Genomic DNA, 26,033 nt, shown 5'->3' with positions numbered 1-26,033 from the left:
AAAGTACTTATAATTTACTGTTCGTCCCCTTCGGTAGTATTGGACTTGGAGTAATTATGCCATTTATTAATACAGTCTTTCATATCCTGTGGCAACTCGGTATTAAAACGCATAAATTCTTTTGTAGTAGGGTGCTCAAACCCTAGTGTTTTAGCGTGTAATGCTTGCCTTGGTAATACCTTAAAACAATTATCTATAAACTGCTTGTACTTGGTAAACGTTGTACCCTTTAATATTTTATCGCCACCATAACGGGCATCATTAAATAGTGTGTGCCCTATATACTTCATATGCACACGTATTTGGTGGGTACGCCCTGTTTCCAGCTTGCACGATACTACGGTAACATACCCCAAACGCTCTAATACTTTATAGTGGGTAACGGCAGGTTTACCCTCACTACCGTCGGCATATACGGTATTTTGCATTCTATCTTTGGGGTGGCGCCCAATATGACCCTCAATAGTACCTTCGTCTTCAGTTACGTTGCCCCAAACTATGGCTACATACTCTCTTTCGGAAGTCTTTTCGGCAAACTGTTTGGTTAAGTGCGCCATTGCCTGCTCGGTTTTGGCAACAACCAAAAGCCCCGATGTATCTTTATCAATACGATGTACCAATCCTGGGCGTTCGCTACTATTCATAGGTAAATTCTCAAAATGGTACGCTAAGGCGTTAACCAGTGTACCCGAGTAGTTGCCATGCCCTGGGTGTACTACCATACCAGCCTCTTTGTTTACAACAAGAAGTTGGTCGTCTTCGTACACTATAGTAATAGGGATATTTTCAGGCTCTAGTAAATGCTCGTACGGCGGGTGCGATAATAATACACGTACCACATCGTTAGCTTTTACTTTGTGATTGGATTTTACAGCAACATCGTTAACATAAATATTACCTGCTGTAGCAGCTTGCTGTATTTTATTTCGGGTAGCATTTTCTACCAAGTTCATCAGGAATTTATCTACGCGTAAAGGCGATTGCCCTTTACCTGCTTCAAAACGATGGTGTTCGTATAACTCGTCCTCTAATTCCTGCTCTGTATGGGGGTTACTCATTTATTTGCTTTATTTCCTTCTTCGTATGCTGCATTAACGCCTTCATCTTCTTCGTCTTCAAAATCATCCAAATCAGAATGATTGTAGGTTGCTTTTCCGTCACCAAGCACAAAATCTATTTCAGATGTTTTTTGTACCATATCGCCCGCTTTCAGCTTTTTACCATCTTGCCACATTTCTAAAACTACATCTTTAGCAAGGTAAGGCTTGTATGTTTTTCTACCTTCTTTTAAACCTGCTGCAAGTAGGTTCGGTAAGGCTTGCCTGTATGTTTTTTGTATAAGGTTGGGTAACTTAACATCGTTATACGTGCCAGCATTTACTTTAAGGTATATTTTACGGTTTTCTTTTACGTTTACGTTTGGTAATGGGTCTTGCTGTACAACGCTGTAGGGCGGATAGTCTTTGTTAAAATCCATAGTATCTAGCACCTCATACGTTAAATTAACTTCTTGTAGTGATTGCCCTGCTTTTGATACCGACATTTTTGTAAGGTCGGGTACGGGTATTTCCTGCCCATGGTTAGTGGTACTATCAAGCCATTTTAAACTTGCATATATTACTACTATTACAAGTACTACAGCAATAGCCAGCTGCATAAGAAAGGTTTTGCTCGTCACAAAATTTTTGAGGCTCATATATTGTCCGTTTTGGCAAAGATATAAATAATACCAAACTTATAACTTTGAATAAATAAATGATACTTTTGTGTTTATAAATTAATAATACTAACGAGGGTCAATGAAAAATGTTGCCATTATAATGGGTGGGTATTCTAGTGAATATCAGATATCATTACTTAGCGGAGATGTAGTGTACCGCAACTTAGATGAATTAAAATACAACGCATACCGTGTACACATTTTAAAGGAAAAATGGGTAATGGTAGATGAAGACTCTAATGAATACCCTATTAACAGGCACGACTTTTCGGTTGCTTATAAAGGTACTATAATACATTTTGATGCTGTTTTTAATGCCATACATGGCACACCTGGCGAAGATGGACTCATGCAAGCCTACTTGGAGTTAATTGGTATCCCGCAAACATCATGTAATTATTACCAGGCAGCGTTAACGTTTAATAAGCGTGATTTATTATCGGTATTAAAACCGTTTGGTATAAAAACAGCCATATCGCATTATATTAACCTTGGCGATGCTATAGATGAAGAAGCGATACTGAACAAAGTGGGGCTGCCCTGTTTTGTAAAACCCAATAAATCGGGCTCTAGTTTTGGTATCTCTAAAGTAAAAAACAAAGCCGATTTTATGGCTGCTGTTGAGGTAGCTTTTAAGGAGGATAACGAAATATTGGTAGAGAGTTTTTTAGATGGCACAGAAGTATCGGTAGGTGTTATTAACTACGGTGGTAAAGTAACTGTACTACCCATAACCGAATTGGTGACCGAAAATGAGTTTTTTGATTATGATGCGAAGTATTTAGGAAAATCGGAAGAAATTACACCTGCACGCATATCTGACGAAATGACGAATAAAATAGCAAGTACCGCAAAGCGTGTTTACGAATTACTAAAAATGGAAGGCTTCTCTAGAAGTGAGTTTATAATTGTAGATAATGAGCCTTATATGCTTGAATTAAACACAGTACCTGGGCTAACTACCGAGAGTATTGTACCCCAACAAGCCCGCAAAGCAGGTATAACACTACCCCAGCTTTTTGGCAATGCCATTGAGTTAGCTTTACAAAAAAAGACAACTAACCAGCATTATTAATTACATAATAAAAGGAGTATGAGAGTAGCTGTATTTCCCGGATCGTTTGACCCTATTACTTTGGGGCATTATGATATTATTAAAAGAGGCATTAGCCTGTTTGATAAAGTAATTGTAGCCATTGGCGTAAACTCCGAAAAAAAATATATGTTTCCGCTAGAGGAAAGAAAGCGTTTTATTGAAGAAGCTTTTAAAGATGAGCCACAAGTAGAGGTTATAACCTACAAAGGGCTTACTATAGACCTTTGCCGTAAAGTAAATGCTGGTTTTATATTGCGTGGATTGCGTAACCCTGCCGATTTTGAGTTTGAAAAAGCAATAGCCCATACCAACAGGGAATTATCTAAAATAGAAACAGTATTCTTATTAACAGCAGCCCGTACATCGTACATCAGTTCAAGTATTGTGCGCGATGTGTTACGCAATGGGGGCGATTATACCATACTCGTACCCAATTCAGTTAGAGTAAAAAAGAAATAACTATTTAGCCACCGAAGCAGTATCTTCTTCAAACAGGAGCTTTATATTCTCGTAGGAGTTTGTAAGTGCTTCTTTAATCTCTTTGGGTTTTAACCAAGCCACTTTTTCAATACCTTCGTCTGCTTGCCCAACAAGTTTACCACTGTATGAGGTTTTCATTTCGTACCAATACGTAATTTTTAGCTTATACTGCCCGTTGCGTTTAAATACGTGGTAGGTTTTGGGTAATTTTCTAACAATTTCAAGGTCTTTAACCCCTGTTTCCTCCTCAACTTCGCGCATGGCAGTATCTGGCATTTCTTCACCTCGTTCTGTACCACCTTTAGGCAAATCCCATTTACCGTTTCTAAAAATAAATAAAACCTTGCCTTTGTCGTTGTAAACCAATCCGCCACCTGCTTTGGCAACAGGCAGTTTTTCTTTCATCTTCTTCAATATTGCCTTTTCGTCGGGGTAGTATAAAAAAGCCTTGTTTACTTTATTATTAAACATCTTTATAATAAGTTGCTCTATATCTACACTTTCCAGCAAAAACATCTGAAAATCGGTTTCCTTTTCCACTTTATTTGTTAAAAAAAGCGGTTTATCGTTTACAAAAACTTTATACATTTGCAATATGATTTTTAACACAACTACAGCCGAAAAAACAGCCGAATTGCTTTTACAAATAAACGCAATTAAATTAAATCCGAAAAATCCATTTACATGGGCTTCAGGATGGAAATCGCCCATTTATTGTGATAACAGAATAACACTTTCATTTCCAGAAGTAAGAAACTACATTCGGGAAGCATTTGCCAAGAACATTACCGAAAATTATGGCAAACCCGACGTTATTGCAGGTGTTGCAACAGGCGCAATAGGTATAGGTATGCTCGTTGCCGATGTTATGGAACTCCCTTTTGTGTATGTACGCCCAGAGGCTAAAAAGCACGGACGCAAAAACCAAATTGAGGGGTATCTTGAAGAAGGACAAAACGTGGTAGTGGTGGAAGACTTAATAAGTACAGGTAATAGCAGCCTGCAAGCCGTAGAGGCATTAAAAGCTGCTGGTGCTAATGTACAGGGTATGGTAGCTATATTTACGTATGGTTTTGATGTATCTGAAGAGAACTTTAAAAAGGCTGCTATACAATTAAATACACTCGGCAATTACGATACTTTATTGCAACTTGCTGTGTCAAAAGAATATATTACCGAAGCGGAACATAAAACCTTAAAAAAGTGGCGACAAAACCCATCGGAATGGGGGCAAGAGTAAAAAAAACTTACATTAAAACCACTCATATACAAACAACTAACGCAACATAACTATGAATTTAAATAGCCCAAAAGTTACAGTACAAAAACCTGCACAATACATGTTCGAATCGTTATCTGACGTGAGGAACTTTGAAAAACTAATGCCCGAAAACATTGCAAAGTTTGAAGTAACAGGAGAAGATGCTTTTATTTTTGCACTAAAAGGGATGCCAGAAATAAAGCTGAAAATGAAAGAGAAAGTAGCACCAACTAAAGTAGTTTTGGGTGCCGCGAGTGATAAGTTACCTTTTACGCTAACAGCAGATATAAATGCAGTATCGGAAACAGCGAGCGAAGTACAACTTTTTTTTGAAGGCGAATTTAACGCAATGATGGCAATGATGGTTAAAGGGCCCATAAGTAAATTTATAGAGACGCTAGCAAACAACATGCATAAGCTATAAATTAACTATAAAAATTAAATTTTTAAATGCCTTTAAGTGTATGCTTAAAGGCATTTTTGTTACTTTTAAGCAATTATTAAAAATGCTATGAAAAAGATACTCTTATTATTAATCGTACTGCTTTCCGTACCAACTGTAAAAGCACAGTCTGGGAATGGAGCAATGGATGCTGTAATTTTGGAGCAAGCCAATAAAATGGGTAATGCATTTATCGCTGGCGAGTACGATACTTTTGGCGGCTACGCCCACCCTACCATTGTTACCATGATGGGCGGCAAGGAAAAAATGGTAGCCGAAATTATGCGTAGTTTCGAATTGATAAAATCCAAAGGTGTTGCCTTTACAGCAATAAACTATGGCAAGCCCACAGAGATAATACAATACGAAGGACAACTGCAATGTACCCTATCACAAACCATTAAAATGGATACCGATGGCGGAAAAGTTGATGCAGAAGCGATACTCATAGCCGTATCTATGGATAATGGCGAAAATTGGTATTTTATAGATCCTACAGGGAATAGCATAGATACTATGCGAAAAATAATACCCACACTAAGCCGATCGTTAAAAATACCCGAAGGTACACCTCCAGAAACTATAAGTGTTGGAACTAAAGAAAATTAAACAAGACTCAATTATTAAAACATTCTTACATATTGATTTCCAAATTAAAGAACTCAATTTGTAAAACAACATACACTATGAAAAATACAAAAGACCACGAAATTCCGTACGAGCTTAAAGACGATATGAACGCGCAAGAGCTTGTTGAAATTCATATAGGCGACATTAATTTACCTACAGGTAAAATTATTGTTACCGATCCGTTTTTTAGGGTAGAACAACAACCCTTTTTTCGTAAGGTAACCCCTGGCACCTATCCTGTGTATGTTTACATGTCGGAAATTGATGAACTACACCACAGAGTAGCTTATTCTAAAATAAAATTTAAGGCCGAAAATGCTTCGAAGTGGATTATGGCACTTACTGATGACATTACACCCGAAGAAATAGATGAGTTAGGCGAAAATGAATTTTATGGCTTTGCTGTAGAGTCAGGCTTGGCATGCTTTATCGATGAGAAAACAAATACTGCGTTAGCTGCAAGAATGGAAGCTTTGGAGCAAGAAAATCCTGAAGGTAATTATTACGATGATGTACTTGCCGGAGAATTTAAGAAGTATTCAGGGAGCAATAAATATTCCCGCAACCTAGGCGACTGGAACAACCACTTACCTAATAAAGATAGTGAGGACAATGCCATGATGTTTGCCGCAGGCTGGGGCGATGGCTACTACCCTGTGTATTGGGGATTAAATGAAGCTGGCGAAGCTGTAGAGCTTATTATAGACTTTTTAATTAACGAGTTTGAAGAGGAAGAAAGTAATGGTTTTAGGCTATAAATTACGACTAGTTTAGTAAGCTAGTATAAAAGTTGTACCTCTTTAACTTGGTAGTACGTAATACTATCATCTTCTAATTGTACCTCCAAGCTACCATTTTTGGCAACACCTTTTATAATGCCCATAAATTTTTCATCGTTTTTCTCAAACGTCATGGGTATATTTCTCTTATATAGTTTAGATAAGTACTGCTCCCAAAGCGCATCGGCATCCTTATTTAATAGCCTCGATACATTACGTTTTAAGTTTTTGGTAATTGCTAACATAAGTTCATGTTTATCAAACATATTACCAGTAACTAAGGTTAAGGATGTAGCTTTCGGCAAACCTCCAAAATTAGTCTGATTAATATTCAGCCCAACACCTACTATAGAGTGTATTTCGCCATTACTCCTAATATTATTTTCTATCAGTATACCACCTAGCTTTTTATTACCTGCCAAAATGTCGTTAGGCCACTTTATAGCAAGCCCAGGCACTTTAAATTTTTCTAGCGTAGTTATAATGCTAACCGCTACGGCTGCATTAAGATAAAATATTGCATTAATTTCCAGTAACAAATCCTTAACCAACATACTAAAAGTTAGGTTTTTACCCTGTTCGGACTCCCATTGCGTACCCATTTGCCCCCTACCCTGTGTTTGGTGCTCGGTTACTACAATAGTAAAATTGTCCAGATATTGTGCAGCAGATAACGATTTTAAGTAGTCGTTAGTAGAGTTAATGGCATTGAGTTTGATTATATTCATTAAAAAATAGGGTATAGCCTTTTAATCTTGCAATAAAGGTTCAAAAGTAAATACAAAAAGTGATAACTTTGCGATATATATAAATTTTTAAATGGCGAAAAAAAATGTAAGTAACGATGATTTGCTAGCAAACATCATCAAAGGGATAGAGGAAGTGAAAGGAAATGATATTGATATTCTGGATCTGAGAGCTATCGATAATACCGTTTGTGACTACTTTGTAATTTGTAACGGTACTTCTAATACACAAGTGAACGCAATAGTACAATCTGTTCAAAAAATCGTTTCTAAAGAATTAAAAGACAAACCTTGGCACGTTGAAGGTACCGACAATAGTGAGTGGGTGCTTATGGACTACGTGAATATTGTGGTACACGTTTTCCAGAAACATGTACGAGAATATTACAACATAGAAAGCCTATGGGGTGATGCCAAAATAACATCGATAGGAAACAACTACTAACAAGCTATATAACAATTCATGTCAAAAGATAATAAGCCCAATAAAACAAAAATAAGCCCTTGGTTAATTTATGGAGGAATATTACTAATATTCCTTGCCATAAACTTTTTTGGAGGAGGTAATACTTGGAATGACCCAAAACCTATATCGTTATCTAACTTTTATGAGTTTATGAATGATGATAAGGTAGATAAAGTAGTATTTAATCAATCTACTGCTAAGGTATACCTTAAAGACGAAGCGCTTACTAAGAAAGAACATAAAGACGTAAGTAAAGATATTTTTGATAAGCCGAATAAAGGACCACACTACACATTGGAGATAGGTAACTCTGAGCTTTTTCAAAAGAAGTTGGATGATGCGCTGGTAGAAGGAAAAATAAACGACTACAACCCCGAGTCCGAGAGTATGTGGGGCGATATTATACTATCCCTACTCCCCATACTTATATTAGTGGCTTTATGGATATTTATGATGCGCCGTATGGCTGGCGGTGGTGCTGGCGGCGGTGGCGGTCAGATTTTTAATATCGGTAAATCCAAAGCAAAACTGTTTGATGAAAAAAATGATATTAAAGTAACCTTTAAAGACGTTGCAGGGCTTGAAGGAGCTAAGGAAGAAGTACAGGAAATTGTAGAGTTCCTTAAAAATCCAGAAAAATATACCAGCATAGGGGGTAAAATACCAAAGGGCGCACTATTAGTAGGACCTCCTGGTACAGGTAAAACCCTGCTTGCAAAAGCGGTAGCTGGTGAGGCTAAAGTACCCTTCTTCTCACTATCAGGTTCTGATTTTGTAGAGATGTTTGTAGGTGTTGGTGCCTCTAGGGTGCGCGACTTGTTTAAACAAGCTAAAGAAAAATCGCCTGCTATTATATTTATAGATGAAATTGATGCCGTAGGGCGTGCAAGGGGTAAAAACAACTTTTCAGGCTCTAACGATGAGCGTGAAAATACGTTAAACCAGTTACTTACTGAGATGGATGGTTTTGGTACCAATACAAATGTTATTGTACTGGCAGCAACCAACCGTGCCGATGTACTGGATAAAGCTTTAATGCGTGCAGGACGTTTTGACAGACAGATTTACGTTGACTTACCCGATATTAGAGAGCGTAGAGAAATATTTGAGGTACATTTAACGCCACTTAAAAAATCGGAAAACCTTGATACTGAATTTTTAGCAAAACAAACACCTGGCTTCTCGGGTGCCGATATTGCCAACGTATGTAACGAGGCTGCACTTATAGCAGCCAGAAAAGATAAAACATCTGTAGATAAACAAGATTTTCTTGATGCTGTAGATAGAATTGTTGGTGGTTTAGAAAAGAAAAATAAAATCATCTCTAAAGAAGAAAAACGTGCCATTGCCATACACGAGGCAGGGCATGCAACCATTAGCTGGATGCTGGAGCATGCACACCCATTGGTTAAAGTAACCATTGTACCACGTGGGCAAAGTTTAGGTGCTGCTTGGTACTTACCAGAAGAACGCCTTATTGTACGCCCAGAGCAAATGCTCGATGAAATGTGTGCAACCATGGGAGGTCGTGCTGCCGAGAAAGTAATTTTCGATAAAATATCTACAGGAGCATTAAGCGATTTAGAGAAAGTAACCAAACAAGCACGCGCTATGGTTACCATATACGGGCTTAACGATAAACTTGGTAATATAACCTATTACGATTCGAGCGGGCAAAACGAATACAATTTCTCTAAGCCATATTCCGAAGAAACTGCAAGAACTATTGATGAGGAGATATCTACACTTATTGAGGCACAGTACGACAGAGCAATAGCTATACTCAAAGAAAATAAAGACAAGCTACTTAAACTTGCCGATATACTTATAGATAAGGAAGTAATATTTAAAGATGACCTTGAAGAAATATTTGGAAAACGTCCTTTTGGAGGAAACTCGGAAGCAGAAGTGATTACAGAAGCTTAACGATAGGTTTACAATAAAAAACAACAAAAATCTTAATTCGATTCCACAATTGAATTAAGATTTTTTTATCTTTGAGTCACTTGTGGATAAAAAAAGGGAATTTAATACTGTATGAGTTTTTTCAAGAAAATTTTTGGTGGTGGAGGTGATGTATCTAATAACGAAAAAAATGCGGAGTCTAGTCCTTTTCTCCCTGACGAACAACTACCTATCGACGAACTTTTTATTACAAACTTCAGGAAAAACGGTGGTAAATTCCTCTACTGCGATACCCTACCTGAAATATACGAGCAGTTTTTAAACATACTAGAGGAAAACGATTGGTTTGAGTGCGAAGCAATATGTTACGATAATAAGCTGTTTAGTCTTTTGGACGAAAATAAACTCAACTACAACAATCCGAAAAACCCCAATTTTATACTAGCAGGATGCGAAAACTTAATTGCTGATGAAGGCTCGGTACTTTTATCGTCCAATCAAATAAAGCAGCACAAGCCTAACGAGCTCCCTGCAAACATTGTTATATTTGCCACTACAAGTCAAATTGTAAAAAGTAAAAGTGATGGTCTTAGGTACATAAAAAATAAGTACAACAAAGAATATCCTACCAATATTACCACAATCAAATATTTTGAAAAAGCAAAAGAAGAAGATTTCTTGCATTACGGTAGTGCTGCAAAAAACCTGTACCTACTGCTACTAGAAGACCTATAACATGAACGAAAATATAGTTAGGGCGCTTTCGGGCATTATATACATTATACTGCTTCTCACAGCTACGCTCTACTCCCCTATTAGCTTCGAAATACTTTTCGGTATATTCTTAATCGTTGCTATTGCCGAGTTTTGCCGCTTAATTAAACTAACCACCGCTATCCCTTTTAGCATGGCAGTAATAGGGTTTTTATTTTTTGCCTACACCATTAATAATAACATTATAAATAATTTGCTACTAAATGCAGCTGCTTTATTTGTATCTATACCGCTATTAATTGGGTTATTTAAAAACGGTGCCCCTATACAGCGCGACAAAAGCAGTAAACTGGTATTAATTGCAGGCTATATCATTATTCCGTTTTTACTGCTTATAAAACTACCTTTTATAAACGGAAAATATAACCCTTACATAATAATAGGAATTTTTATTTTAATCTGGACAAATGATACCTTTGCTTATCTTGTAGGTAAAACATTAGGTAAACACAAGCTATACGAGCGCATATCGCCCAAAAAAACTATTGAAGGTTTTGTAGGCGGGTTAGTGTTTGCTATAATAGCTAGTTATATTATTAGCCAATATTACGTATTTTTATCACCACTAGCATGGGTGGGTACAGCTATACTACTTGTGCTTTTCGGAAGTATAGGCGATTTAGTCGAATCGAAATTTAAACGGAATGCTGGTGTAAAGGATAGTGGTACTATTATGCCTGGACACGGCGGAATATTAGATCGTTTGGATAGCATTATATTTGCTATACCTTTCTTATTTTTGTATTATCAAATTATAAATTATGTTTCATAAAGAAGGAGCCAAAATTATTATAATCGCATCAATACTAACCGTAGCGGTTATATTGCTTGCAGATATGTACATCGAAAACTTTTGGCTTTTAAAGGCTATAGAGGTTTTTGCACTGCTATTTTTAATACTAATATTACAGTTTTTCAGAAACCCAAAACGTACTGTAACTATAGCCGACCACCACATAATAGCACCTGTAGATGGCAAAGTGGTAGTGATAGAAGAAGTATACGAGCCTGAATATTTTAAAGAGAAAAGACTACAAGTATCTATATTCATGTCGCCTATAAATGTGCACGTTACACGCTACGCTATTAGCGGACTTATAAAGTTTAGCAAGTACCATGCAGGTAAGTATTTGGTAGCATGGCATCCAAAAGCAAGTGAGGAAAACGAGCGTACTACCGTAGTTATAGAAAATCATTTTTTTGGCGAAATTTTATACCGCCAAATTGCTGGTGCATTAGCCCGACGTATTGTAAACTATGCTAAAGAAGGCACCCAAGTAGTACAGGGTACAGATGCTGGATTTATAAAATTCGGGTCGCGCGTAGATTTATTTTTACCCATTGGTACCAATGTAAACGTAGCATTAAATGATAAGGCCGTAGGAGGAAAAACAATAATTGCAACAAAAAAGTAAATGCAAAAGGACGACGACTTAGACACTCGTTTTTGGGAAGCTTTTGATAAGGCTTCTAATATGACAGAATCATCATTACCACCAGATGTAATGTTGCGTATATATGCATACTACAAACAAGCCACAACTGGAGATGTTCAGCTACGGCAGTTCCAAACCTTTGGTGTTAGAGATGGATTTAAAATGAATGCATGGATGCAGGTAAAACACCTAACCCCTGACGAAGCAAAAGAACGATACATAGAACTGATCAATTCAGTAATTAAATAATTATAATTATGAAAAAAGTAAAAATTTTCCTATCAGCATTTGTAGTACTCGCAGCACTACAATCGTGCAAAGACAATAATAACCTTGAGGAAGTGGTTGAAGTTCCTGAAGAGCCGAGAGAAGAAGCTCCTGCAATGGGCGATCCCAACACCGTAAAAGCAGATGAAGGCACTTTTGATGTAGCAAAACTATCATATGCCTACGATGCGCTGGCACCACATATTGATGCCAAAACAATGGAGGTACACTACAGCAAGCACTACCTAGGGTATACCAATAAATTAAACAAAGCCATAAAAGGAACCAATTTAGAAGATCAAAGTATTGAAGAGATACTAATGGTAGTTGATACAAAAAACACTGATGTAAGAAACAATGCAGGTGGTTATTACAACCATAGCCTGTTTTGGGAAGTAATGAGCCCCAACGGCGGAGGCGAGCCAAAAGGCACACTGGCAGATGCCATTAATGCAGTATTTGGATCGTACGATAGTTTTAAAATGCAATTTTCTGCTGCTGCTGCAAAACAATTCGGTTCGGGTTGGGCATGGTTAGTAGTTAATAAAGATGGTAAACTTGCAATAGGCAATACACCTAACCAAGATAACCCCTTAATGCCAAACACAGGCATAGCAGGTACACCAATACTAACATTAGATGTTTGGGAGCACGCTTACTATTTAAATTACCAAAATAAAAGACCCGATTATATTGATGCTTTTTACAATGTAATAAACTGGGATGCTGTAAACCAAAAGTACGAAGCAGCTACAGCAAAATAACATTTAAGCACTACAAAAAGTAATAATCCGCCTTAGTGGCGGATTTTCTTTTTATAGTGTTGTCCGTTTCAAAAAAAAAGCGGATTTTTGGGATAATTAACTATAACTTACAATGAAGCATATATATACGTTTGCAGCAGTAACATTATTACTACTAACTGCCTGTAATGAGAAGGAAGAGAAACCTCTTGACAGAACTACGAGTGATTGGGCTTTTTATGAACTAGAAGGCGATGTAAAATCAATAACACTAAAGTCAAAAACAATTAGCGAAACGGGCGAGGTTGGTAATATGAAGCACGAAAACCCAACAACACACGATACCGAAATTGAGTTTAATGAAGAAGGTATGGTAATCCTTGAAAAGAAACTTAACTCAGATGGCGGTCCTTACGAACAAATTACATACAACGGCAGAGAACATAAACTAGAGCAAATACAGTACGTAAAAAATGTACCTGGTATAAAAACTGAATTTCAGTGGGACGAAACAGGGCAAAATAATACTGTTATAACACGACTAAATTCTGATAATACACAGATTGACCGTAAGGAAATGAAGTATGAGAAAGGCAGAATTGTAGAAAAGATAACCTACAACAAGCAGAATAATCCTGTAGATAGGATGACTTATGCGTATGATGAAGATGGAAATGTAATAGAGGAAAATCTCTTTTTAGGTTTAGAAAAAGTACAAGTAAAAAACAACTACAAGTACAACAACAACCAAAAAGTAGCCGAAATACGCTATGATAAGGATAACAACATTATATTTAGTACGAGCTTTGAGTACGATGGCGATAACCTTGTTTATAAAGAGGTTGAAAATGGTGAGGGCAAAACAGAGTATCTGGAAAAAATGACCTATACCGAAAATGGTGATTTAAAAACTAAAACTACTATAGACCATTTTGATAATGTTGAAACTGTAGAAAGCTACAGCTACGATGCTAATGGTAACAAAACAGGATGGAGCGTAACCAAAAACGGAACGCCTTATATTAAAGCAAGTTATAACTATAATGAAAAAGGCGATGTAATACATTCAGTTATTATAGATGGCGAAGGACAACCTATTGACGATAGGGAGTACACTTATAAGTATGACGAAAAAGGAAACTGGACGGAAAAAGTAATTACTGTTAATGGCGCATTAAGTTTTATTGAAAAAAGAGAAATTACTTACTATAACTAAAATAGTTAAGCCCTATTAAATAATAAAAAAGCTACCAAATGGTAGCTTTTTTATTATTTAATACACTTTTTATGCTGGTAAACATTTTTTTCCTATGTAGTAAGGCTTGCTAAACTTTGCTCTATAGTGGCAATTTTAGCTAAAGCATCGGCTTCTTTTTGTTTCTCTATAGCTACCACCTTTTCAGGAGCACCACTAACAAAACGCTCATTACTTAGTTTTTTCTGTACCGATTTTAAAAAGCCTTTATTGTACTCCAATTCTTCAGTTAACTTCGTAATTTCCTCTTCAACATTAACTGCTCCTGCTACAGGTATAAAGTACTCGTTGGATTTTACTCTAAACGTTAGGGCACCATTTACAGCTTCGTTTACATACTCAAGCGCATCTACATTACCCAGTTTGGTTATAATAGCATCAAAGTAATCGGTAGCATCATCATTATTAACCACTTTAAGCGAAATAGCATCTTTAAACGAAATATTTTTCTCTTTACGTATGGTTCGGATACCCGAAATAACTTCGGCTGCCATTTCAAACCCAGCAATAATGCTCATATCGGCGGGCTGCATTACTGGCCATTCCGATACTATTAACGCCTCCTCTGGGTTTCTATCTGCAATATACTGCCATATTTCCTCTGTAAGAAAAGGCATAAACGGATGGAGTAACTTTAAGTTATGCTCCAACATTTCAATTGCTTTAGCATATGTAACACTATCAATAGGCTGTTGGTAAGCTGGTTTAATCATCTCTAAGAACCACGAGCAGAAATCGTCCCAAACCAACTTATAAATTGCCATTAGCGCGTCAGATATTCTGTACTTCTCAAAATGGTCTTCAATTTCGGCAAGCGTTTTTTGTAGCTTTGCTTCGTACCACGCAATAGCTTTTTTACTATGGTCGGGCTGCTCAATATCGCTTACCTCCCACCCTTTTATAAGGCGGAATGCATTCCATATTTTATTAGAGAATCCTTTACCTTGGTTGCAAAGTTCCTCATCAAACATAATATCGTTACCTGCCGAGGCACTTAGTAACAATCCTACACGAACGCCATCAGCACCAAATTTTTCAATCAAATCCAACGGGTCGGGTGAGTTTCCTAGTGATTTGGACATTTTACGACGTTGCTTGTCGCGTACCAAACCTGTTAGGTATACATTACTAAATGGCTTTTCGCCAGTGTACTCATATCCTGCAACAATCATACGAGCTACCCAAAAGAAAAGAATATCAGGACCTGTAACCAAATCGTTAGTAGGGTAATAATATTTAAATTCCTCATTATCGGGGTTCATAATACCACCAAACACAGCCATAGGCCATAACCACGACGAGAACCAAGTATCTAGCGCATCAGGGTCTTGTTTTAAATCATTAACCGTTAGCGCTGTATTGCCCGTTTTAGTCTTGGCTAAACCTAATGCCTGTTCTTTAGTTTCTGCAACAACAAAATCTTCTTTACCATCGCCATAAAAATAGGCGGGTATTTGTTGCCCCCACCATAATTGGCGCGATATATTCCAATCACGAATATTTTCCATCCAGTGGCGGTAGGTATTATCAAAACGTTTCGGGTGTAATTTTACTTCTTCGCTTTCCAAAACGGCTTTAATAGCAGGTTTGGCAAGTTCTTCCATTTTTAAAAACCATTGGTCAGAAAGGCGTGGCTCAATTACCGCTTTAGTTCTTTCAGATGTACCTACTTTATTCGTATGGGTTTCTATCTTCTCCATAACCCCAGCAGCTTCAAGCTCTTTGGCTATTTCGTTTCGAACCACAAAACGGTCTTTACCTTCATAATGCAAACCGTAACTATTTAGTGTAGCATCTGCATTAAAAATATCTATAATCTCTAAATTGTGTTTTTCACCTAGTTCCTTATCGTTTACATCGTGTGCAGGTGTAACCTTTAGGCAGCCTGTACCAAATTCAACATCAACATAATCGTCAAATATTATAGGTATAACACGGTTGGCAATGGGCACTATTGCTTTTTTACCTTTCAGGTGGCTGTAACGTTCATCGTTAGGGTTTACGCAAATAGCGGTATCGCCCAATATCGTTTCAGGGCGGGTTGTAGCTATGGTTAAATGCTCATCGCTCCCCTCAATTTTATATCGTAAATAGTATAGTTTTCCTTGTTGCTCTTCGTAATGAACTTCTTCGTCAGATAAAGTAGTTTGCGCCTCAGGATCCCAGTTTACCATTCGGTAACCTCGGTATATTAATCCTTTGTTATACAAATCTACAAACGAACGAATTACAGATGCGCTCATATCATCGTCCATAGTAAACTTAGTACGCTCCCAATCGCACGATGCACCTAGCTTTTTAAGCTGCTCCAGTATTACACCACCATACTTATCTGTCCATTCCCAAGCATGCTTAAGGAACTCCTCACGGCTAAGGTCATTCTTATTAATCCCTTCCTCTTTTAACTTCGCAACAACTTTAGCCTCTGTGGCTATCGATGCATGGTCGGTACCCGGTACCCAACAAGCATTAAATCCTTTAAGGCGTGCACGGCGTATCAGTACATCCTGTATTGTATTGTTAAGCATGTGCCCCATGTGTAACACCCCTGTTACATTTGGTGGTGGTATTACTATGGTATAAGGCTTTCTATGGTCAGGCTCTGAATGAAAAAAGTTATTCTTCATCCAGTAATCATACCACTTTTGTTCTGCCGCTTTGGCATCAAATTGCGATGGAATTGTCATAAGCTATTATTCTATAAATGTGCTCCAAAATCATGGTCTGATTTTTGGATAGTTCCTTGCAAAAGTAACCATATAAGTACAATTTAAAAAAAAGCACAGCTACTATTTGTACTTTAAAGTAAACAGAGTATTTTTACCCAAACATTTAAAAACTTAGATTATGAAGAAGATTTTAGGTCTATTAGCAGCCATTATAATTAGCGCTGCATCGTACGCACAAACAGGTCCAAAAATTGAGTTTAAGACAGATGTTATTGACTATGGTACTGTTTACAAAGGAGAAGATAGCGGTATACGCGAATTTGAATTTACCAATACAGGGGATGAGCCTTTGATAATAGAAAAAGTAAAATCTACCTGTGGTTGTACTATACCCTCTAAACCAAAAGAACCTATTATGCCTGGTAAAACTGGCAAAATAGAAGTAAAATACAATATGAAGCCAGGACCAATTAGAAAAACTATTACTGTAATGTCCAACGCAGTAAATTATGAAAATGGTACTGTGGCAATTAAAATAAAAGGAGAAGTAAAATCGGCGGAAGACGTGAATATTTTACAGAAGAAAAAAACGATAACAAGCCAATAAAAACAGACGCTTCAAATAAAAAGCCCATGCTATTGCATGGGCTTTTTATATTTATAACAATATATATTGATTTATATGAAATTTGACAATGTAAAAATTATAAAATATGTAAAATTTATTGCAAATTTGCCCAACTCATTATAAAGTTTCATACTATGCCTAAAGTATCTATAAAAGGGCAACAGATGCCTGAATCGCCTATACGAAAATTAGTTCCTTTCTCTGAGGCAGCTAAAGATAAAGGACTAAAAGTGTACCACCTTAATATAGGGCAGCCCGATATAAAAACACCCGAAAGAGCACTAAATAGTGTAAAAGATAATATACCTGAAATATTAGAATATAGCCATTCGGCAGGTTTTGAAAGCTATAGAGAAAAGCTGGCCAATTACTATCAGCAACACGGAATACAAGTTGATAAAGCTGATATAATTATAACCACAGGAGGATCTGAGGCACTTTTATTTGCAATGGGTAGTACTATGGATTCAGGTGATGAGATAATTATACCTGAGCCTTTTTATGCCAACTACAATGGTTTTTCAGTAGCATCAGGTGTAAACGTAGTTCCTGTTATATCTACAATAGAAGATGGCTTTGCCCTACCCCCTATTGCCGATTTTGAAAAGCTAATAACACCAAAAACAAAAGCAATATTAATATGCAACCCTGGTAACCCAACAGGTTATTTGTATACCGAAGAAGAAATACTGCAATTAGCTGAGTTGGTAAAAGAACATGATCTTTTTCTTATTGCTGATGAAGTATACCGTGAATTTACATACGATGGCGACGAGCACTATTCTGTTATGAATGTATCAGGCATAGAAGAACATGCTATAATGATTGATTCCGTATCAAAACGCTATAGTATGTGTGGAGCAAGAGTAGGTTGCATAGTGTCTAAAAACAAAGCTGTAATGTCAGCAGCAATGAAATTTGCTCAAGCACGATTAAGCCCCCCTACACTAGCACAAATTGCCAGTGAAGCAGCACTAGATACTCCAAAAGAGTATTTTGATGAGGTAATTAAGGAGTATAAAGATAGACGTGATACACTTATAAAAGGACTTAAAGATATAGAAGGTGTAAAAGTTGCTGTACCCAAAGGAGCATTTTATTGCATTGCAAAACTACCCGTAGATGATGCTGATAAATTTGCGCAGTGGTTATTAGAAAGTTTTGAACTTAATGGCGAAACTATAATGGTAGCTCCAGCAGCAGGATTTTATTCTTCACCAAACGTAGGCACAACTGAAATACGTATTGCATACGTACTTAAAAAAGAAGACTTAATACAATCTATAGCTATATTAAAGGAAGCCATAAAACAATACAACGATAAAAAATAGAAGAAAAGAAGATATCTATATTTTAATATTAAGATAAAAAAGAGCCTTACAAATATTTGTAAGGCTCTTTTTTAATTACTAATAATTACACAAATCAAGAGTATATTAAACTAAAATAAGGCTACCCTTAAAGGGTAGCCTTATATTTTTGGTGTTTATATTCTATAACACTACTTATCGTTTCATAGAGAAGTGCGCTTTAAATTCTCTTGTCACGGGTTGTGCATCCCCTGTTATCTCAATCGGTAGCTGGTCTATCTGTTCTTGTGTAACTGGAATTTCTATGCTCGTGCCTGGTACGACATAGTATTTGATTTCTTCTCCTTCTTCTGTTGTTTTTGTTTTTATATCAGCGGCGGTAATCTCAAATGTTTGTACTTGGGTTTCTACAAAGGTTACGGTAAACCAGTAGTCGTCTGCGGGTAGTGGGTTACCGTTGTAGGTGCCGTCCCAGCCTTCTCCTTGTGAGCTGATTTGTTTGATGAGCTTGCCGTAACGGTCGAAGATGTAGATTTCGGCGCCACCTTGACTGGAGAGTCCGTAGATGTTCCAGGTGTCGTTGTATCCATCAGCGTTGGGTGTAAAGAATCGTGGGTAGTCGATGATGCTTACGTCTGTTAGGGTAACTATGTGTTCGGAGCATGCGCCTATATCTCTAATGCGTACTTCGTGTAGTCCTGGGGATACATCGGTAAATATGTTACTGGTTTGCCATGGTCCAAAATCTAATTGGTATTCGTATTCGCCATAACCTGTTGTTGTAATGGTTATTGTTTGTTCGTCGCTAAAGGCGTTGCTAACGGTATAGCTTGTTTGTATCTCACTGGCGGGCCCGCTTTGGTCTACGGTTACGGGGTCGATTGGGTCGCTGATACAGCCGCCTGCGCTGATGGCTTCTACGCTGTAGCTTCCTACGGCCTGGGCGATGTAGGTGCTTTCTGTGGCGCCTGTTATTTCTTCGCCGTTGAGGTACCAGATGAAGGTGTGGCTGTCATCGAGCCCGGTGTCCATTACTACGGGGTTGAGTACTTCTTGGGTGTCGTAGTCGACACAGAGGGTTCCGCCTTGTATTATGGGTTCTGGGATGGCTTCGATGGTGATATCGATGCTGGTGATGTCGTAGCAGCGGCTGATGGTGCTTTCGTTGGTGACGCGTACCCAGATGGTTTGTCCGCCAGCTATGGTGTTTATATAGGTGCTGGGGTCGGCTATGGGGTTGGTGTCGGTTATGGCGTCGTCTTGGTTTTCGTAGTAGTCTACGTCGTAGTCTAATGGGTCTTGTCCGCCTAGTACTTGGGTTTCTATTTGGGTGAGGTCAATGGTGGTTTGTCCGTCATTGGTGCCGTCGTAGTCGCAGGTGTCTAGTTGTCCTGGGGTGATTGGGAAGGCGGTGGCGGCTTCTTCTACGTATAGGGTTAATGGTGCGGTGTTGATGCATCCGGTGGTGTTGTTTTCTACCCATACGAGTATGGTTTGTGGGGTACTGATATTGGTGTACTGGTTGGGTAGTGCGGTGCCTGCGTCTAATGCGGCTTGGTCGAGGTAGAAGCGTATGGTGTAGTCTTCTGGGTCTTCGCCGATTAGGATGAAGGGCAGGTGTTCGTTGAGGATGAAGGTGTGCTGACCATCGGTGTTTTCTTCGCAATAGGCGTTGGGGGCGATGGTGCCGTTTTCGCCTAGGACTGGGAGTGGGTTTACGATGAGTGGGAGTTCTACTATTTGGTAGCAGACTTGGTCGTCGGGGTTACCGGTGTTGGCGGCTACGCGTACCCATACGCTGTTGGTGGCGCTTTGGTAGGCACTTGGGTCGGCTATGGGGTTTTCGGCGTTTTGGGCGTCTGCTTCTGTTTCGTAGTAGGTGATTATCGTGGTTGGGTCGTTGTTGCGGATGTCAGCTTCGGCGTCGAATAGGTTGAATTCTTCTTCGCCGTCGGGGGAGTTGTTGTCGTCGCATAGTACTAGCGCGTCTGGCTCCTGGTTTGGCGTGGGGAGGGGTAACACTTTTATGGTTAGTGTGGTGTAGCTTTCACAGCCGTCGGTACTGGTCACGGTTACGTACAGGGTTTGTGCGTTATCGGTGTTTTCGTACTGGGTTGGATCTGGTATGGCTGCTCCTGTTTCTTGGTCGGCTTCGCTTTCGTAGTAGGTTACGGTGTAGCCTTGTCCTATGCCGAATGGGCCTAAGATTTCTTCGTCTTTTACGGTTAGGTCGAAGGTTTCTGTGGCGTCATTGGGGAGTTCACTGTTGCATAGGGTTAGTATGCTTGGTGTGGTTAGGAGTAATGGCTGGTTTAGGAATAGTTGGAAGTTGCTGATACCAAAGCATTCGGTTACGGGGTCTTCTACGCGTACCCAGATGGTTTGCTCGTGGGTACCGGTGTAGTTGGCTGGGGTGGTTATGCGTGGTGCGCCATTACGTGCAGCAGCCTCTGACTCGAAGTAATGTATAATTACATCGGGTATGGCTGGGTCTAGTCCGTCTATGATGGTCTGATTTTGTTGGGTCAGGTCAAAGAGGGCTTGGTTGTCTTGTCCGTTGTCGTCTTCGTCGTCACACTGGGTTATGTCTTCTAGGTCGGGTACTTGTGGCGAGGGTACTACGGTTAATGGTAGTGCGTAGGCTTCGCTGTTGGTACAGCCGGTTAGTGTGTTGGCTACTCGGATGTATACTACGTCGGCAAATGGTGTTATGTTGGGGTAGTTATTGGTGTTGGTTATTGGGTTTAGGTTGTTTAGTGCGTCTTCTGGTGTGAGGTGGAAGCTTACTTCTAGGTTTTGCCCGTTGTTGATTAGGTCTCCTAGGGTGGCGTCTAGGTTGAAGAATGTGATTCCGTCGCCGTCTTCGTCACAAAGTACGGTGAGTTCTTCGTCTACGTTGTCTACATAGAGTACGGGTAGTGGTTCTACTCTGATGTCTAGTAATACGATTCTGTAGCAGCCTGTGTCTTCTATGGTTACGCGTGTAAAGAGGGTTTGTACGGTGGCTTGGTTTTGGTAGGCTTCTGGGTTTGGTATTGGGTTGTCGCCTAATTGTGCTTCTTCGAAGGTGTCGTGGAAGGTGATGGCGATGCCGTTTTGGTCGTCTACGATGAGTGGGTATTGTGTGGTTAGGTCGAAGGTTTCTTGTTCGTCGCCTGGGTTGTTTTCATCGCATAGGGTGTATGGTAGTGGGTTGTTTACTACGGGTAGTGGGTTTACGATGAGTTCTAGGGGTACGATGTCGTAGCAGCCTGTTGTGTTGTTGGTTACGCGTGCGTATACTGTTGTGGTTGTACTGGCGTAGTTGCTGGCGGTTGTTATTGGGTTGGTGCCGGCTTGGGCTGCTGTTTGGTTTTCGTAATAGGTTATGGTGAATGCTAGGGGATCGATGTCGCCTAGTATTTCTTCGTTTCTTGTGCTTAGGTCGAAGATGGCTATGCCGTCGGTGTCGTTGGTACCGTTGTCACAGATTTCGTAGTCTTCTGGGGTTGTGGCTTCGGGTACGGGGTGTACTATGAGTTGTAGGGGTACTATATCGAAGCATTCGGTTTGGGTGGATTGTACGCGTACGTACAGGGTTTGGGTGTCGTCTACTATATTGGTGTAGTTGTTTGTATTGGGTATTGCATTGGCTGCAAAGTTGGCATCGGCTTGGGTTTCGTGTATGGTTACGCTTACGTTGCCTAGTGTATTGGTTATGTTTTGTATTACTGGGTCGAGGTTGAATGGGGCTACGTTGTCGAGGTTGAAGTCGCATTCTTCTAGTGGGGCTAGTGCTGGGGCTATTGGGGCTGGTATTACTTCTAGTTCTACTGGGGTAATGATAATGCAACTGGTAAGGTCATCTTCTACGCGGGCGTAAATGGTTGTGGTGGGTGAGGTAAAGGGTGAGCTTAGGTTGTTGTTGCCGCCACCTTCTGCTCCGGCTAGGGTTTGGTAGTACCTGATGCTGTATCCTGCTGCGCCTTGGGTGATGGCGGCATCGATTTCGATGGTGTCGAATTGGCCTTCGCCTGGTATTTCTTCGCAAGAGAAGAAGGTGTCTAGTGCTGGATTGATTACGGGTAGTGGGTTTACGATGAGATCGAAACTGCTTACGCTACGGCATCCGAAGTCGCTTACTGCGGCTACCCAGATGGTTTCGGGGCTTTCAGTATTGGTGTAGCTTTCGGGGTTGGTTATGGGGTTGGTACCGGCTTGGGCATTGGCTTGGCTGGTGTAGTATTCGGCGCTTATGGTTGCTATGTCAAGGGTTACTTCGCTGTCTTTGGTGGTTAGGTCGAAGGTTTCTTGTCCGTCGGGCGAGTTGTTTACGTCGCATTGTACGTAGTCGGTTACATTGGGTATGGTGGGTCGTGGGTATACGGTTAGGGTTAGGGGTTGTATGCTACGACAGTTGGTGGTGTTGCCGACTGGGGTTACGCGTATGTAGATTTCTCCGGTGATGGCGGAGTAGTTGGCGGGGGTGTCGATGGGACTGGTGCCGAAGTCGGCTGCCTCGAAGGTTTCGTGGTAGCTGATCTCGAATCCTGGTTGTCCGTCGGTTACTTCGAGTCCTGCGGGGACTAGGTTGAAGGTGGTGAAGCTGTCAAAGTTGTCGTCACATTCTTCTAGGGCTGTGGCGGGCAATAGTGTGGGCGGGGTATCGATTTGGATGGTGTATTGGTGTTGGTCGGTACACGGGGTGTTGGTATCGCCACTGTCGGCATAGATGTAGATGTCTTGTGTGGTGGTGATTTCGTCGCCTGCATTGAGTAGGGTGCCGCTGCCATCGGCGCCGGTGTAGTAGTTTCCTACGGTTAGCACTGGAAGGGTGTAGCTCTCGCAGGCAAATACGTCGGCTGGCGTGTCTACTACGGGTTGATCGTAGATCGTGACTGTAAAGTTTTCTTCATCGGTACAGTTGTTGGGTGTGGTATTGCTTTCTGCGTATACAAAAATTGTTTGCGTGGTTGTTATTATTGTTCCTTCGGCTAGCAGTGTACCGCCGCCGTTGGTTTCTGTGTAATAGTTTCCTTGGGATAATACTGGTAGTGCATATCCTGTATCGCTACAGGCAAACTGGTCTGCTGGCGCATCTACTTCTGGTGTTGGGGTAACTATTATATCAAAACTTGTTATGTTGTAACAATCTTCATCTTCATTACTAGTAAGACGCACAAAAATAGTGGTTGATCCTGTAACATACGTTTCAGGATTCATTATTTCTGCTGTATTATCATCAGCATCCTCCTCAGTAGGATGGTATGTAATTGTAAATTCTGTAGGGTCTTGATCGCCAAAAACGGCAGCATCTTGCTCTGTTAAGTCAAATTCCTCATCACCACTATTATCTATATCACAGGCCTGCATATCTGATGGTTCTCCTGGCTCTGGTGCTGGATTGGCAAACAAGGTAAATGAACGAAATGTTGAACATCCCGATGTAAAATCCTCAATTCTTAACCACATTACAGTTCCGTCTTCTGCTGGATAGTTCTCTACAGTAGTAGCAGGAAATACAGGTGAAATCCCCTCAATAGCATCAAACTCTGAGGTATGGAATGTTATAGGGTAAAATAAAGGATTAAGTCCGTTTAATATATATTCATTGTTTTGCGATAAATTAAAAGTATACGGTGGTTCGCCTACAGCACATATGGTTATATCCAGAGGATCATTAATTGGTATAGGATCTGGTTCTGTAATAGTTACTGATGCAGTTGCATCGGCAACACAACCTGGCTTATTTACTACTACGCTGTATGTACCTGCTTCGGATACGGTAAGTGATTGCCCCGTTTCATCAGCAATAACATCGCCATCCATAAACCACTCATACGAGGTAGCATCTTCAATAGTGGCTACTATTATTGTAGATGAATTACCTGGACATAATGTAAAATCTTCTCCTAAAGATAACGGACATACAATATCACAATTGGTAGTACCAGCACCTGGCTCACCCGTATTGGTTTGTGTAAGGTTTATTTGTCCTGACTGGTTACTAAAGTTAGTTATTAATATTACATAGTACTCTCCTGCATTTGCACCATCTATATTTACAGTTTCTGTTGCTGATGCCGAATAACTACAGTCAACCTCAGTATCATCATTTAAATTCTCAGGTCCAAAAATTGGTGGTGGTCCTCCAAAAGGTCCCCAAAGTATAAAATCTACATCCAATCCTGTTCCTGCAGCATTTTCTTGCGAAAGGTTAAATTCTAAATCTCCACTCTCCCCTATCTGCATAAAAAACCATGCTGGGTTAGGTTCACTCCCTAAACAGCCGTAACTATCGGCAGCAGAATCTGGATCTGCAGGATCACTATTAGTTGTATTACTAAAAGTTAGTGTATCACCACCAGCACAAAAAGGCTCCATGCCATCAGCGGTGTTACTTTGTGCAAAAATAGTAACACTACTAAAAATAAATATTGATAAAAACAGGTACTTTATATTATTCATTTTCATATAATTTTTGAAACGCGAAATTTACATAAATTTGATATAATTAAAACATAATTACACCATTTTTTTTAATCTATAACAATTTACACTACCTTTTCCCTACTTAAAATTTGATAAAATTTCACTTTTTACATTTAATTGTGTGTTTTAGCTTCAAAATGAAAATTTAGTCCCACTATTACGATAATGTAAATTACTACTAATTAAACGTGTAAAATACTGTTAAAGTACATTTAGCCAAATGAACTTTTATAGTTATCTTTGCAAATTGATTTTTTATTTTAATAATTGACTTTTATATAAATGAACCTTACGGACGATATTAAAGATGAAATTGGCGAAAATCATATTGCTACAAGTGCTGAAACGCCATTAAGAGAAAATGCATTTGAACTTAGTGATGAGCAGAAGATAGAAGCTATAAAAAAAGATGTAGAAAATATATTGCATACCCTAGGGATGGATCTTACGGACGATAGTATTAAAGGTACTCCCAACCGTGTGGCCAAAATGTTTGTAACAGAGATATTTGGAGGTTTAAACCCGAAAAGAAAACCGAGCTCCTCTACTTTTGATAATAAATACAAGTACGGGGAAATGTTGGTAGAGAAGAACATAACGGTATACTCTACTTGCGAGCATCACTTATTACCCATTGTTGGTAGAGCTCATGTGGGTTACATATCTAACGGTAGTGTAGTAGGACTATCTAAAATGAACAGGATTGTAGATTATTTTGCAAAACGCCCGCAAGTACAAGAACGTCTTACAATACAAATAGTACAAGAACTTAAAAAAGTACTTAATACAGAGGATGTAGCGTGCGTTATAGATGCTAAGCACCTGTGTGTAAACTCACGTGGTATACGCGATATTGAAAGCAGTACTGTTACTGCCGAATTTGGCGGTCAGTTTAAAGATGAAAAAGTAAGAAGGGAATTTTTAGATTATATTAAGCTCGATACACAGTTTTAAT

General features: G+C 39.3%; 23 protein-coding genes. 17 read left to right on the top strand and 6 right to left on the bottom strand.

What is annotated here, in order from left to right; all coding sequences use genetic code 11:
• Positions 1–14 precede the first annotated feature (14 nt).
• Positions 15–1,058: an RluA family pseudouridine synthase gene (locus K1I41_RS08150; RefSeq protein ID WP_220639872.1), complete on the bottom strand. Its 1,044-nt coding sequence runs from the start codon at positions 1,056–1,058 to the stop codon at positions 15–17.
• A complete protein-coding gene (locus K1I41_RS08145; protein WP_255566902.1) occupies positions 1,055–1,657 on the bottom strand; it encodes a PASTA domain-containing protein in 603 nt (200 codons plus the stop codon). Before K1I41_RS08145 ends, K1I41_RS08150 begins: the two co-directional genes overlap by 4 nt.
• A 142-nt stretch (positions 1,658–1,799) precedes the next feature.
• On the opposite strand from K1I41_RS08145, the gene K1I41_RS08140 reads away from it, so the two are divergent.
• Positions 1,800–2,795, top strand: coding sequence for a D-alanine--D-alanine ligase (locus tag K1I41_RS08140; RefSeq protein WP_220639870.1), 996 nt, complete (start codon positions 1,800–1,802; stop codon positions 2,793–2,795).
• An 18-nt stretch (positions 2,796–2,813) separates the two neighbouring features.
• Entirely contained in the window at positions 2,814–3,275 is a 462-nt protein-coding gene (coaD, locus tag K1I41_RS08135) for a pantetheine-phosphate adenylyltransferase (RefSeq protein ID WP_220639869.1), read from the top strand.
• On the opposite strand, the gene K1I41_RS08130 is transcribed toward coaD, so the two are convergent.
• Positions 3,276–3,884 carry an NUDIX hydrolase gene (locus tag K1I41_RS08130; RefSeq protein WP_220639868.1) on the bottom strand — a complete coding sequence of 203 codons (609 nt, stop codon included), beginning with the start codon at positions 3,882–3,884 and terminating at the stop codon, positions 3,276–3,278. It abuts the gene before it with no gap.
• Between the two features lie 7 nt (positions 3,885–3,891).
• Here K1I41_RS08130 and pyrE point away from each other — a divergent pair, with 7 nt between their 5' ends.
• The 4 genes from pyrE (at position 3,892) to K1I41_RS08110 (ending at position 6,387) form a co-directional block, all read left to right on the top strand.
• Positions 3,892–4,536 (top strand): orotate phosphoribosyltransferase, encoded by a 645-nt coding sequence (gene pyrE, locus K1I41_RS08125; protein WP_220639867.1) that lies wholly within the window; start codon positions 3,892–3,894, stop codon positions 4,534–4,536.
• A gap of 52 nt (positions 4,537–4,588) precedes the next feature.
• Positions 4,589–4,981 carry an SRPBCC family protein gene (locus tag K1I41_RS08120; RefSeq protein WP_220639866.1) on the top strand — a complete coding sequence of 131 codons (393 nt, stop codon included), beginning with the start codon at positions 4,589–4,591 and terminating at the stop codon, positions 4,979–4,981.
• 87 nt (positions 4,982–5,068) lie between these two features.
• Entirely contained in the window at positions 5,069–5,608 is a 540-nt protein-coding gene (locus tag K1I41_RS08115; protein ID WP_220639865.1) for a hypothetical protein, read from the top strand.
• Positions 5,609–5,685: 77 nt separating this feature from the next.
• On the top strand, positions 5,686–6,387 hold the full coding sequence (locus tag K1I41_RS08110) for a DUF4241 domain-containing protein (protein ID WP_220639864.1): 702 nt from the start codon (positions 5,686–5,688) through the stop codon (positions 6,385–6,387).
• A 20-nt stretch (positions 6,388–6,407) separates the two neighbouring features.
• Here the strand turns inward: K1I41_RS08110 and K1I41_RS08105 are convergent, their stop codons facing one another.
• Positions 6,408–7,136 (bottom strand): biotin--[acetyl-CoA-carboxylase] ligase, encoded by a 729-nt coding sequence (locus tag K1I41_RS08105; RefSeq protein ID WP_220639863.1) that lies wholly within the window; start codon positions 7,134–7,136, stop codon positions 6,408–6,410.
• Positions 7,137–7,227: 91 nt separating this feature from the next.
• On the opposite strand from K1I41_RS08105, the gene rsfS reads away from it, so the two are divergent.
• The 8 genes from rsfS (at position 7,228) to K1I41_RS08065 (ending at position 13,961) form a co-directional block, all read left to right on the top strand.
• Positions 7,228–7,599 carry a ribosome silencing factor gene (gene rsfS / locus K1I41_RS08100; protein WP_220639862.1) on the top strand — a complete coding sequence of 124 codons (372 nt, stop codon included), beginning with the start codon at positions 7,228–7,230 and terminating at the stop codon, positions 7,597–7,599.
• 18 nt (positions 7,600–7,617) lie between these two features.
• On the top strand, positions 7,618–9,546 hold the full coding sequence (ftsH, locus tag K1I41_RS08095; RefSeq protein ID WP_220639861.1) for an ATP-dependent zinc metalloprotease FtsH: 1,929 nt from the start codon (positions 7,618–7,620) through the stop codon (positions 9,544–9,546).
• Between the two features lie 111 nt (positions 9,547–9,657).
• Positions 9,658–10,260, top strand: coding sequence for an LUD domain-containing protein (locus K1I41_RS08090; RefSeq protein WP_220639860.1), 603 nt, complete (start codon positions 9,658–9,660; stop codon positions 10,258–10,260).
• Between the two features lies 1 nt (position 10,261).
• On the top strand, positions 10,262–11,071 hold the full coding sequence (locus tag K1I41_RS08085; protein ID WP_220639859.1) for a phosphatidate cytidylyltransferase: 810 nt from the start codon (positions 10,262–10,264) through the stop codon (positions 11,069–11,071).
• Positions 11,061–11,714 carry a phosphatidylserine decarboxylase family protein gene (locus tag K1I41_RS08080; protein WP_220639858.1) on the top strand — a complete coding sequence of 218 codons (654 nt, stop codon included), beginning with the start codon at positions 11,061–11,063 and terminating at the stop codon, positions 11,712–11,714. The genes K1I41_RS08085 and K1I41_RS08080 overlap by 11 nt, the downstream gene beginning before the upstream one ends.
• A complete protein-coding gene (locus K1I41_RS08075) occupies positions 11,715–11,984 on the top strand; it encodes an acyl-CoA-binding protein (protein WP_220639857.1) in 270 nt (89 codons plus the stop codon). It begins immediately after the preceding gene.
• An 8-nt stretch (positions 11,985–11,992) separates the two neighbouring features.
• Complete coding sequence (locus K1I41_RS08070) at positions 11,993–12,766, top strand: superoxide dismutase (protein WP_220639856.1); 774 nt, start codon at positions 11,993–11,995, stop codon at positions 12,764–12,766.
• 112 nt (positions 12,767–12,878) lie between these two features.
• Positions 12,879–13,961 (top strand): hypothetical protein, encoded by a 1,083-nt coding sequence (locus K1I41_RS08065; RefSeq protein ID WP_220639855.1) that lies wholly within the window; start codon positions 12,879–12,881, stop codon positions 13,959–13,961.
• A 92-nt stretch (positions 13,962–14,053) separates the two neighbouring features.
• Here K1I41_RS08065 and K1I41_RS08060 read toward each other — a convergent pair whose 3' ends face one another.
• The gene (locus tag K1I41_RS08060; protein WP_220639854.1) at positions 14,054–16,687 is read right to left on the bottom strand and encodes a valine--tRNA ligase; all 2,634 of its coding nucleotides are present in this window, start codon (positions 16,685–16,687) and stop codon (positions 14,054–14,056) included.
• A 160-nt stretch (positions 16,688–16,847) separates the two neighbouring features.
• On the opposite strand from K1I41_RS08060, the gene K1I41_RS08055 reads away from it, so the two are divergent.
• The gene (locus K1I41_RS08055) at positions 16,848–17,276 is read left to right on the top strand and encodes a DUF1573 domain-containing protein (RefSeq protein ID WP_220639853.1); all 429 of its coding nucleotides are present in this window, start codon (positions 16,848–16,850) and stop codon (positions 17,274–17,276) included.
• Positions 17,277–17,431: 155 nt separating this feature from the next.
• Positions 17,432–18,628: a pyridoxal phosphate-dependent aminotransferase gene (locus K1I41_RS08050; RefSeq protein WP_220639852.1), complete on the top strand. Its 1,197-nt coding sequence runs from the start codon at positions 17,432–17,434 to the stop codon at positions 18,626–18,628.
• 174 nt (positions 18,629–18,802) lie between these two features.
• Here K1I41_RS08050 and K1I41_RS08045 read toward each other — a convergent pair whose 3' ends face one another.
• Positions 18,803–25,054 carry a T9SS type B sorting domain-containing protein gene (locus K1I41_RS08045; RefSeq protein ID WP_220639851.1) on the bottom strand — a complete coding sequence of 2,084 codons (6,252 nt, stop codon included), beginning with the start codon at positions 25,052–25,054 and terminating at the stop codon, positions 18,803–18,805.
• A gap of 306 nt (positions 25,055–25,360) precedes the next feature.
• Here K1I41_RS08045 and folE point away from each other — a divergent pair, with 306 nt between their 5' ends.
• On the top strand, positions 25,361–26,032 hold the full coding sequence (gene folE / locus K1I41_RS08040) for a GTP cyclohydrolase I FolE (RefSeq protein WP_220639850.1): 672 nt from the start codon (positions 25,361–25,363) through the stop codon (positions 26,030–26,032).
• The last annotated feature ends 1 nt before the right edge of the window (position 26,033 follow it).

Source organism: Flavobacterium litorale, assembly GCF_019613795.1.
GTDB classification, from domain to species: domain Bacteria; phylum Bacteroidota; class Bacteroidia; order Flavobacteriales; family Flavobacteriaceae; genus Flavobacterium; species Flavobacterium litorale.
The sequence above is the reverse complement of the archived record's forward strand: the minus strand, read 5'-3'. Positions and strand labels throughout refer to the sequence as shown.